This window comes from Clostridium ganghwense (genome assembly GCF_026735165.1).
Taxonomy (GTDB): domain Bacteria; phylum Bacillota; class Clostridia; order Clostridiales; family Clostridiaceae; genus Clostridium_H; species Clostridium_H ganghwense.
In genome coordinates, this window is sequence record NZ_JAPQES010000001.1 from 1144763 (window position 1) to 1157132 (window position 12370).

Consider the following 12370-nt stretch of genomic DNA (forward strand, 5'->3'; position numbering starts at 1 on the left):
TATTCTGATTACTGCAAAAAATATATACTATAATATTAACATAATAAAGGAAGAGATATAATATTACAACATAATTTTGTAATATTATATCTCTTCCTATTATCTTATTTTTTAATGCATTTTTACGTTTATTTTGTTTTTAACGAAGTGTTTTCATAATACCTCTAGCTATACCTTCTGCACACTTTTGTTGATATTCTGGGGAAGTTAATAATTTTTCTTTTTCAGGATTACTTAAGAATTCCAATTCAACAAGCACAGGTGGTGCTTTTGGATGTTTAACTACATATACTCCTCTTTCTTTTAATCCTCTATCATTGCCTCCTGTTGCGGCTACTATCTCCTCTTGTATATTTCTAGCTAATTGTATTCCATCTGTTCTATTATTTCCATATAAAGTTTCTATTCCTGAAGTTGCAGGACTTCCATCTATACTATTAGCATGTATAGATACAAAATAATCAGCATTTGCTTCATCTGATATTTGGCAGCGTTTTTTAAGTTCAGCCATTTTATTAGCTGGCCATGGAGTATTGTCACTAGTTCTTGTATACACAACATTTATTCCATTTCTAACAAGAATGTCTCCAAGCTTTAAAGATACTTCTAATGCCACATCTTTTTCTAGAGTCCCATTAGGTCCTACAGCTCCTGAATCATATCCTCCGTGTCCTGGATCTATACAAATTGTATAATCCATTGCCCCTCTAGAAGAAACCACTATATTTATATTTACTGGTTTATTATAATTTTTAACTCTTCCTTGAATCGTATAAATTCCCGGTTCGCTTGTATCTATACTATTAACTGTCCAAATAACATTAACTGGTACTATCTTATTTTGACTATTAACAGCATTTATTCTAGTAGGTAACAAATAATTCTCCCCTTGAGTTAAATTAACCATAATATCTTTTACTGAAACAATTGTATAATCATCGTTATCAGAATCATTTAAAATGCTATCAGCTATACCTTTTGCAATTTTATCTTGATATTGTGAACTATTAAGTAATTTTTCCTCTTTAGCATTTGATATAAATCCAGTATATGCTACTATACCTACCCCATCAAATTGTTCTAAAAGATTCAGGTTCTTTCCTTGTGCCTCTTTTGTACCCCTGCTTCTTGCACTAGTATTAAAAATTATATTTTTTTGAATATTTTCAGCTAAACTCTTACTCATAGTATCACTTGATAAATAGTAAGTTTCTATTCCCTCAGAGGCTGGGTTAGAATAATAATTAGAACGTATACTTACAAGTAATTCTGATTTTGAATCATTTGCTATTTTAACCCTTTCGTCAATATTATCATCTTCATTCCAAGAAACTGAATCAGTTTTTCTTGTATAAGTTACCTTTATTCCATTCTTCTCAAGTATCTTTCCAAGTTTTAAAGCAATAGCTAAATTTATATCTTTGTCTTTAACTCCAGTAGGTCCTATTAATCCTTTAAGATTTGATGCACTAGCAGCATCAATACAAACCTTATTAATTTTAGATATATCAGGATTTGTTGATGAATTTACTATTACTTTCAAATTAACAGTTTCATCATATCCACTAACAGTTCCTTTATAGTAATATGTTCCGATTTTAGATGTATCAACATATGACTTGTTCCATTTCACACTAACATTCTTTTCAGTATTATCACTCATAACAGCCCTAAGATTTACTGGCAAGGTATAATTTTCTCCTTTATATAAAAGAACTGTTATGTCTTTAATATCTTTTATATATGTTTTTCTCTTTACATCTAAATACTTTAATACAGCACTTGAAATAGCATTTGCACTATTCTTTTTAAATTCTTCACTATTCATTATTTTTTCTTCTGTAGGATTAGTTATAAATCCTAAATCTACATAAACTCCAGTAGCATTTACAGTACTTAAAGTCTTATATGTACTTTCTTTTATTCCTCTATTAGGAAGTGATGTTTTATTTGCCAATTCATTCTGAACATATGAAGCTAACTTTTTAGATTCAGAATTAGCCTTTAAATAGTAAGTTTCTAAGCCTGTTGCAGTTGACCCTGCCGAATTGCAGTGTACACTTACAAGCACATCAGCCTTACCATCATTAACTATCTTACTTCTAGCACTTATGCTGTCTTTACTACTCCATGAAACCATATCACTTTTTCTTGTATAAATAACCTTAACACCATTATTTTCTAAAATCTTACCCGCTTTTAATACAACATCTAAATTTATATCTTTTCCTTTAACCCCTGAAGGGCCAACTTCTGCTCCTACATCATTTCCTGCACGTCCAGCATCTAATGCTACTATATATCCATTTTGTCCTATAGGCTTGTCCGATTTAACTTTTGTTGTAAAAATCATCCTACTAGCTTTAGACATTTTACTGCCTTTTTTTGATTTAATTCCCTCTTTAACTATTAAAGTATAAGTTTTCCCATACTCATATCCATTTACAGCGGAAACTAATACCGACCTACTATCTTTATAGTCAATTTTTATATTTACCTTAGAATTTTTATCATCTAAAATTACTATATTATCTTTTCCATTAATAGAATTCCGATCTAATTCGTGATTAAACTTAATAGTCCATACTCTGTCAACATCTATATTAATTTTCTTGTCCATTTCAAAATATGTACCAGCAAATACATTTGGAGGCATACTTACCCCAATGAATAACATCAAAATCATAAATATTCCAATTCTTCTTATAATCCTCAATTTTCTCCCCCTCCAAATTCAACATATCACTTATATTTTATTTTACATAGATACATAATGCAACAATATTAGTATACTTTTTGAGTATTATTAAATATTATTTTAAAACCATATATCATGCTTATCTATAACTACGAAAAGATATACTAATTGTTCGATTATTTATAAAAATTTTAACTTATTTATATATTTTATTTTTATTTCCATAAACTACTCATATATCCTTTATCAGTATATCACATGCATTATAACATGTTATAAACTAATAGTGATAACAAAAAAGTTAATAAAATGTTAATAATTCTAATTTATGTATAGATTATAGGTTATACTATATAATATTCTTTAAGAAAGGAAGTGTATTATATGGAGATCACTTGGCTAGGTCATGCATCTTTTTTAATTAAAGATTCCAAAGGAAGAAAACTCTTAACAGATCCCTTTGATAAATCAGTAGGATATGAAACTTTTAGTGAAGAAGTAGATTTGGTATCTATAAGTCATCATCACTTTGATCATGATTATATAGAAGAACTTAACGGAAAACCAGAAATTATAGATAAAGTGGGATTATTCTACTTATGTGATATTCCAATTGAAGGAATTCCTTCTTATCATGATGACTCAAAGGGAGCTAAACGCGGAGAAAATATTATTTTTACTTTTAAAATAGATGGTTATAAAATTTGCCATCTAGGAGATTTAGGGCATGAGCTTTTACAAGAACATATAGAAAAAATAGGTGATGTGGATGTTTTACTTATTCCAGTAGGTGGAAATTATACTATAGACGGAAAGGAAGCAGCTAATATAGCTAAAACAATAAATAGCCGTATAATTATACCAATGCACTATAAAACACCCAGCTTATCGTTTCCTCTTGATGGAGTTGAAACCTTTATTACATGTATGCAAAATGGCGAAAGAATAAATAATTGTACCCTCAAATTAGAAGGCGAAATCAAAGGTAGAAATAATGTTAAAATTTTAGAACCAAAAAATGCAAAAGAATAATGTTGCATCGCAACATTATTCTTTATTAATCTCAATTATATTATTAGAATTCACACTTTCTTTTACATCTATAACTCTTTGATTCTTAGAACCTGCATACTTACAAGAACCTTCTGTTAAATCTTTTTGAAATTTTCCATCCACAAGAACATCTATATATTTTAAAAGTTCTAACTTATGCTCATCGCCACTTTGTAAAATTTGCTCAAATGTATATCCTGTATAGCACCAAAGATTTAACCCTTCATCCCTTACTTTTTTTGCTAATGTAGCAAGTTGTTTTGCTTGCTCAAAAGGCTCTCCACCTGAAAAAGTTACTCCATTTATTAGAGGAACGTTGTGCTTAATTCTCTCTAATATATCATCTACTTCTACTCTCTCTCCGTAATCAAAGGCCTGCATAGCTTTATTGTGACATCCCTCACAATTGTGTTTGCAGCCTGAAAGAAACAAAGCACTCCTTAATCCTTTTCCGTTTACCGTTGAATTATCTAGAAAACCTGCAACCTGCAGTTTCATAATATCACCTACAACTTATAAGTATTAATATGTTTTTCATCATTGTGTGAAGTTCTATCCTTACGTTCAGCTACTTTTCCTGATCCAAATCTTTCATCTAATGAAAGATATCCTGTAACTCTTGAAATTCCTTGTATATCTTTACTTCCACATTTAGGACAACTATGTTCTGAAGCTTCAATTCTTTCACCACATTTTCTGCAGTATTTCATATGGAAATTAATACCTATATAACTTATATTAGTACTCTTATATGAATAATCAATTATTGCTTTAACAGATTCAGGATCTGGATAACCGTCCATTTCAATATAAGTTATATGTCCACCATTACATATTTTATGAAAAGGTGCTTCTATATCTATTTTATCTTTTATAGATAGTTTATATCCTACTGGAACATGATAACTATTAGTATAATAATCTTTGTCTGTAACACCTTTTATTTGACCAAAAACATTTTGATCTTGAAGTATAAACTTACCTGAAAGACCTTCTGCCGGAGTTGCATAACAAGACCAATTTAATCTATCTATTTCTTTGTATTTGTCGCAGAACTCTCTTATATGTGAAACTATTTTAATTCCTAATTCATAAGCTTCCTTACTTTCTCCATGATGCTTACCTATTAAAGCATTTAGAGTTTCTGCAAGTCCTATAAATCCTATTCCCCAAGTACCTTGTTTTAAAATAGGCTCTATAGAATCATCAGGATTTAAATTTTCAGAACCACGCATTAAATGTTCCCCTGCTACAAAAGGTAAATCTTTAACCTTTAATTTTTTTAATATATCATATCTATGTAATAAAGATTCTCTTGCTAATTCAAGTCTATTATCTAAAAGTGAAAAGAATTTATCTACATTTTCTTTAGCTAATATTCCAACACGAGGTAAATTAATTGTAGTAGGAGCTATATTTCCACGTGCTCCTGGACCTGCTTCTCCATTTATGTTTGACATTATATATGTTCTACATCCCATAGTAGCAGCTACGATACCTTGATCATAATATTCTTTATTAAAATCCGCATCTAAATTCATAAACATTGGATTCATTCTTTTACTTGCAACTTTGCATGCAAGTTCATACAAATAATAATATGGGTCGTTAGGCTCTCTATTTACCCCTTCTTTAACTCTAAATATTATATTAGGGAATATAGGCTGTTCTCCTTTTCCCAAGCCTTTTTCATATTCTTCCAAGAAAACTTTGCAAACCATAGCCGCATCTTCACTTCTTGGAATTCCTAAATTAATAGAACTAAAAGGCACCTGACTTCCTGCTCTAGAATGCATAGTATTTAAGTTATATACAATACCCTGCATAGATTGATGAACGATTCTATTTAGTTTCTTTTCCGCTATCTTTTCAATATCAGTACCTGTATTACCAAATTCTTCTTTGTATTCACTTAATATCTCTTGTCTTGTCATATCAACAAAAGGTGCCATATCATTATCAAAATCCACATGTGATTGTCCACCGAACATGTCATTTTGCGTGCTTTGTAATAATATACAGGATAACTCTGCTGCAGATTCTATTCTTTTAGCTGGAAGGATTGTTCCATAACCTGTATTAAATCCTTTGCTTAATATTTTTCCCGTTTCAATATTTAAACAGTTTGTAGTTAAATTGTAGCTATCTAAATCATGATAATATATGTCTCCATTTTCATGTGCTTTAGCTAAATGTTTAGGCATCATAGTTAAATTATGCCATTTATTTGACTCACTTGCTATTCTAAGTAATTTAGAACTGAAGTTATTTCCAACATTGGCATTATCTCTATCTGTTTCAATTCCTATACTCTTAATACTCTTCATTAAATCTGATTTTATTTCTCTAATTTTTGTTCTTTCTTTTCTATAATTTGAATAAGCTATACCTATAGGTTTATGTCCATTTTGTAACAAAATATCTTCAACAATATTTTGAATTTCTTCTACTGTTACTTTTTCATATCCTTTGTTTTCAATATGCTCTATAACTCTTTGAGTAAGTTCAATAGCTTCACTTTCTTTTAAGTTAAAAGCTATTTCCTCAGCCGACCCTTTAATAGCATTAGTAATATTGATAGAATCAAATTGTACTTCTCTACCGTCTCTTTTCACTACATATAGCATTCACTTTACCTCCAACCACAACATATTGTACTGCGTTATTATACCCCACCAAAAAATTTATATCAATTTTCAAATAAACTATATAAAATTAATACACTGTGTTTGGTTTATTTAACTTCTTTTTCTTACGTTTTTTATACCTATAGTAATGTTGACATGAATAACTTCAATTTCTAATTAATGCACTAATTTTCTAATAATTCTTATTAATTTATAGAAAATTAAACAATTAATCATTAATATTTCATATAATGAATAAATTGTTATTATAAGTGTTCTAAATGGAGGTATATTAATGAGTTATACAACAGACAGGCAGCCCCAAGGACTTCCCTATTGTTTTACAAACAAGTTACGTGAAGCAATGATAGCGGAATTAATTGCTATAAACGACTATGCTTATCACATATCCCGCTCAGACATCAAAGATATAAATGAAGTGCTATATCACATTATGGAAGATGAAAAAAGACACTATGGGATGTTTTTGAAGTTACTTAGAAAATATGACCCTGTACAATATTCTAGATATATTGAAGCAAAAGAACATGTAGAATTAAATAAGAATGCTAAACATATCAACATACGAGAAAAACATTCTGAGGATTCTTTACTAAATTTTATAAGGCTTGATATAAAAGGTGAATTAGAAGCTATAATTTTGTATGAACAACATCTCATTGAAATACCACATAAAGACATAAAACAAACTTTTATTGATGTTATTGCTGATGAGAAAGAACATGTAGAAGAATTGACCTTAGTACTTATGCATTATGATAAGGATAAATATGGACCTATAGAATAATTTCGGGACGCAATTTTAGTCTAGTAACCAGTAGCCAGATACCAGTAAAGGAAGTTTTGCTAAAGCAAAACCTAAACTTAAATAAAAAAAGAGTAAGAACATAGATATTTTCTATATTCTTATTCTCTTTTATGTTTATTTTTATTTAATTTCTTTAATTTTCCTTATGGCCACTGGTCACTGGTTACTGAATATTGCTTCGCACTTTTAGTCTAGTGGATATTTTATTTTAGGTATATACACACTGGTATATGGTGGTGGTGGTATGAAAATACCTTCTTTTTTGCATTTTATTATTCTTTTATCTCCTCTTTGTAATATTCCGTTCTTTATATCTGTACTTCTTAGTTCAGCTATTCCTGTTACTGCAACATATATATCTGAAATTTTATACCAAGTAGTATAATTTACAGCCCCAGTTGGAGGTAAATAGAATATCTTCTGAAAAGTAGTTACTGATTTTTTAGTTGCATCTCCATAAATTCCATCTACTATAACTTTAGGTATTGCAGGATAATTATCTGATATCCTATTCAAATATTTTTGTACTGTTCTTACTGGTTCTCCACTGCTTCCTAATTTTAAAGTATATCCTGGATAAGACATAGGAATTCCTGAAACCTTCTTAGCCGTTGTCAATTCTAAATCAGTTCCATAGAAATTTGTTAATATCTCATATGGAACCTTACCTGCATCACCTAAGAATTTACTTCCCCACTGAGTAAGCCACCCAGGACATTTAACTTTTTCTCCATCACAATATTGAGAGAGTAAAGGCTGTTTTTTTCCAGGCCTTTTCATATATGTTGAAAATATATTATCAACAACTCTGCTAATATTAGAGTATATATTTCTTCCATACGAAAATGCATGATCAAAAGCAGTAGAACTAGTTATATCAAAATTCTTTCCTTTTCCTCTGTACCATTCAGTATATATTCTATTTAACGTAAATGAAATAATACAATATACATTGGCTCTTATTGTACTTTCTGGCCAAGTAGAAAAAATTTCACAAGATGCCACATTCTTAACATAATCTTTGTATCTTAAAGTATAATTAGGTGCAGAAGGATCATCTGGAACACCAGCATGCACAACAATAAGTTCTGGCACTACTGGTTCTGGTAAAACCACTCCTCCTGTTGGCTCTGGAAGTGGTTTGTTTGGATCTTCAGGTATCTTTGGTAGATATTTACCAACTAATTTGTTAGGTGCAATATTTATTATTTCTTTTTCATTTACCTGCCTTGTAGGGCTTATTGGCTTAAGCCTACATGTTTGAACCGCTAAGGTGTCAGGGTAAATTTGACATCCATTTATAACTATATCTCTATACCCCTTTGCCTTTACCTCTACATCACAAAGACTATATGGTAATTTATCTGATGGCTTCATTGAATTATCTATAGGTGGTGCATCTAATTCTAATTGACTTGTTTGTCCTGAAGAATCAGTAGTAATTACTTGTTCCTTTTGTCTACTTTCATCCGTTTCTTTATGCTTAACAATTATTGTAACATCAGGAATAGGGACATAAGTATCTTCTACTAAAGTTTGCACTTGCAATCTTCCTTTTTGTGCCATTATTATTCTCCTTTAAAAATTACTTCACTAATAATATTATGAAGCTAATATTGCAATTGTGCTCTTGCTCTTATTCTTTATCTAATTTTTTCAAAAACACCATTAATATCCAAAATACCGAACCCCCAACTTCTATTAGGATAAACATCTCCTGGTCTTCTATCTGCCCCTCTTATTAGATAAGTTTTTACTTTTGTTGAATACATAGTAGGGTCATTACCTTTTACTATTCCCCACTCTAAAATAAGTGCTATAGCTCCAGCTGTAACTGCTGCCCCCACGCTGCTTCCCGAAACTCTAGTTGTTCCTCCACCTCTCGAAACTGTTAAAGCATTTATTCCACCAGCTGCTATGTCTGGTTTTATTCCTTGCTCTCTTGTAAAACCTCTCCCCGAAGCTGATACTATCGTTTCTGTATTTTGATTGTAATAAGCACATGATATAACTTTTCTACTAGTTGATGGAATTGTTAATGTAGTATTTTGTGAAGGTGCTAAAAATTTTGTTCCATCCTTTAACAATTCCCTTTGATATAACCATGCATTATATCTTCCATCTACTATAAAATCTCCAAAAAGCTTAAACTTCCAAATTCCTCCTCTAGCATTTCGTATATCTATTTTTATAAGTTCGTCTCCAGTAATCTCTTCTGGAAGAAAATATTCTACTGTTATAACACTTCCTTCAAAAATAAGCTTTGATACTTCTTTCTCTCCAAGTCTTGCTGGAATCTTATCAATAACCTCTCCTGAAGGAGATGTTATCCCTATAGATACCTTATCTGGCCTCTCACACCATATTTGAAACTTTAAATTTCTCTGCATAGGATCCACCTGTAGTTCTATAATTTTTTCCTCACCAGTTTTCTCAAACTCTCCTGACACATGAATTTCTCCATCACCTTCATTTCCACAACTAGTAACCACTACCACTCCTCTAACCTTTGAAATCTCGTCTATATATCTTTCTATTATGGAAGTTCCATCATGAGATCCTTTGTTAGTTCCTAAAGGGATATAAATAACTACAGGTTTTTTTAGCCTTCTGGCTTCAGCATATATATACTTAATTCCTAAAAGAATCTCTGCTGTACAATAAGTTGGAACATCACCCTCATTAATTCCTTCCCTTATTAATGAATTTTTCTTTGCATTCTCTAATTTTGCTACTACGAATTCACATCCTGGTGCAGCTCCTATAAGTTCAGGATTTCTTCCTCTTCCTCCTATTATTCCTGCCATACTAGTTCCATGTCCAATTTCATCTTTGCTATCTACTATAGCATAAGGATCTTGCCCTTGCTTTTTTGCGATAATAGCCCTATTAATCTCTTTTCTGGAATATCGTCTTCCAACTAATGGAATTTCTGGTACTCCTGTATCTTTTATAGTTTGATCCCATATACTAACTATTCTTGTTGTATCATTCTCATAAATAAATTCTTCATTTAAATAATCTATACCTGTGTCAATTATTCCAACAAGAACTCCTTGACCAGTTAAAGTCAAAGCAGGATTTTCATGAAATTTTGATATATTAGCTGCATCTATAGGAGATATTTGATTTAATGTATATAAAGAAGGTTCTTCTACATATATTATTTCTTTAGTATTATTAAAAAACTCCTCTGCTTTATCTGCATCAATAGAAACAATTGCATATCTTTCATCTAATATGAACACACATCCAAAATCTATATTTTCAAAAACCGAATTAATATCACCTTCATATTCCACTACATAGTTACTATATTCCTCACTATAAAAATACTCTTTGCAAATTTCTTTGAGTCTCATACTCTCCTTGTTTCTAACTCTATTTCGAATAGCCAAATTCATTCCCCCTTTTACACATAACTCACCATACCCCCAAAGTGATCCTGGGTAAACAGTGTCTGTTCTTTCTCTTCTAGCTCCCTTCAACATATAATACTTAAGTCTATCCCCATACATATATGGATCATTTCCTAACACTAATCCCCACTGCATAAATAGTGCTGATGCACCAGCTGCATGAGGTGCCGCCATTGATGTACCTGACAAACTATCATATCTACCTCCTGGTATTGATGATAGTATCTCTTCCCCAGGTGCCATAATATCTGGCTTATCTCCTTCCAGTCTTCCCCTTCCTGAAAAACCTGATAAAGAATTTGTCTTATAATTATAGCTTCCAACAGATATAACATTGGAAACCGTAGCTGGAATTCCCAAAGTATTAAAGGGATTAGGCTTTAAAAATTTTGTATTTGGATTCAATCCTTCTGCAATAGGCATCCATATATCAAATCTACCTACTGTCTCTCCTGTAGAATATATGTTTATCTCCCAAATCCCCTCAGTTAAATATCCAGTATCTACGTTTAAACTTACAATTATTTCTCCATTTATATCAAAAGGTTTAGAACCACTATTATAGATAAAATACTTATTTGTTCCAATATTCCCTTCATAGTATCTACCATCTTTTAATGCAATGACCCCGCTGCTAATACCTTGGGGACTTTTAATTTCTATACTAATATCGGATAAAAAATCTTTATAAAACTGTAATATAAAACTTTCTTCATCACTTGCCATTGCCATGGATATATTAATACTTTCTCTTAAAACACCTCCTACATGGTGAGCTGCAGCCCCTTCATTACCTGCAGCTACAACAAAACTTATCCTTTCTAAACTACAGACTGTTTGCATGTACTGCTCAAGTAAACTATTACCATTATGTGCTCCATCATTTGTACTGAAACTTAAGCTTATTACTAAAGGTTGTTTTAATTCTTTGCTTTTATCTATCAAAAACCTAATTCCTCTCATAAGTTGTGTTGATTTTGCATAATTAACCTTACCGCTTCCTGTCATCTTTACCATAGCAATGCTAGCTTTATATGCAGTTCCATAATATCTTTTGTTTATATTTCCCCCACCACAAGCAATTCCAGCAACATGAGTACCATGTCCTATAAAATCTTCTTGAGAGACTATACTATATGGATTTGGAGAATTTATGGCTCTATTTATATCATTTTTATTCCAAACCTTTCCACCTTGTGAAAGATCATATATATATTCTATTCTTGTATCACCTGCTTCATTTTTAAAGGCAGGATGTAAATAATCAATTCCTGAATCAATAAATCCAACTAATACTCCTTCACCAGTAAGATTGTATAATTGCCATACCTCTGGTACACAAGCAGCTCTATTACTACCTAAATCTGAAGTAAATAAAGTTTTTGGAAGTTCAATATATTGAATTTCTTCAATAGTAGACACCTTCAGTAAATCCTCCATATTTATAGTAATTATTCCATATCCAAACCCTAAGTTTTCAAATATTCCTCCTATTGCTTCTACCTTTTGCTTAACCTTTATAAGCTCATCCCCAAATAATACAATCAATTCAACTTTGCCTATTAGTATTTCATCATTTTGAGAAAACTCTGCTATCTTTGCTTTAATATTGCTAGGAACATTTAAAAGCAAATTTAATAATCCATCTCTATTTTCCGTAAATAACCCTCCTAAAATTGATTCATTAATATTATGTTTATGAGTAAATTTACACAAATAGAAAAAGCTTAAAACTTTTTCTAAG

The 12370-nt window shown here is 30.9% G+C and carries 7 protein-coding genes; 2 read left to right on the plus strand and 5 right to left on the minus strand.

Annotated features, from left to right (window positions below):
- Positions 1-139: 139 nt before the first annotated feature.
- Positions 140-2716, minus strand: coding sequence for an N-acetylmuramoyl-L-alanine amidase (locus OXH55_RS05205; protein ID WP_268048521.1), 2577 nt, complete (start codon positions 2714-2716; stop codon positions 140-142).
- Between the two features lie 366 nt (positions 2717-3082).
- On the opposite strand from OXH55_RS05205, the gene OXH55_RS05210 reads away from it, so the two are divergent.
- Positions 3083-3730 (plus strand): MBL fold metallo-hydrolase, encoded by a 648-nt coding sequence (locus tag OXH55_RS05210; RefSeq protein WP_268048523.1) that lies wholly within the window; start codon positions 3083-3085, stop codon positions 3728-3730.
- Positions 3731-3745: 15 nt separating this feature from the next.
- On the opposite strand, the gene nrdG is transcribed toward OXH55_RS05210, so the two are convergent.
- Positions 3746-4249: an anaerobic ribonucleoside-triphosphate reductase activating protein gene (gene nrdG / locus OXH55_RS05215; RefSeq protein WP_268048525.1), complete on the minus strand. Its 504-nt coding sequence runs from the start codon at positions 4247-4249 to the stop codon at positions 3746-3748.
- An 8-nt stretch (positions 4250-4257) separates the two neighbouring features.
- Entirely contained in the window at positions 4258-6378 is a 2121-nt protein-coding gene (locus OXH55_RS05220) for an anaerobic ribonucleoside triphosphate reductase (protein ID WP_268048526.1), read from the minus strand.
- Positions 6379-6673: 295 nt separating this feature from the next.
- Here OXH55_RS05220 and OXH55_RS05225 point away from each other — a divergent pair, with 295 nt between their 5' ends.
- Complete coding sequence (locus OXH55_RS05225) at positions 6674-7186, plus strand: ferritin family protein (RefSeq protein ID WP_268048528.1); 513 nt, start codon at positions 6674-6676, stop codon at positions 7184-7186.
- Between the two features lie 207 nt (positions 7187-7393).
- On the opposite strand, the gene OXH55_RS05230 is transcribed toward OXH55_RS05225, so the two are convergent.
- Positions 7394-8773, minus strand: coding sequence for a peptidoglycan-binding domain-containing protein (locus OXH55_RS05230; protein ID WP_268048530.1), 1380 nt, complete (start codon positions 8771-8773; stop codon positions 7394-7396).
- Positions 8774-8850: 77 nt separating this feature from the next.
- Positions 8851-12342: a S8 family peptidase gene (locus OXH55_RS05235; protein WP_268048532.1), complete on the minus strand. Its 3492-nt coding sequence runs from the start codon at positions 12340-12342 to the stop codon at positions 8851-8853.
- Between the last annotated feature and the right edge of the window lie 28 nt (positions 12343-12370).

Coding starts and splice junctions, on each gene's coding strand:
- OXH55_RS05210 (WP_268048523.1), top strand. CDS start 3,083: ATGGAGATCACTTGGCTAGGTCATGCATCTTTTTTAATTAAAGATTCC.
- nrdG (WP_268048525.1), bottom strand. CDS start 4,249: ATGAAACTGCAGGTTGCAGGTTTTCTAGATAATTCAACGGTAAACGGA.
- OXH55_RS05220 (WP_268048526.1), bottom strand. CDS start 6,378: ATGCTATATGTAGTGAAAAGAGACGGTAGAGAAGTACAATTTGATTCT.
- OXH55_RS05225 (WP_268048528.1), top strand. CDS start 6,674: ATGAGTTATACAACAGACAGGCAGCCCCAAGGACTTCCCTATTGTTTT.
- OXH55_RS05230 (WP_268048530.1), bottom strand. CDS start 8,773: ATGGCACAAAAAGGAAGATTGCAAGTGCAAACTTTAGTAGAAGATACT.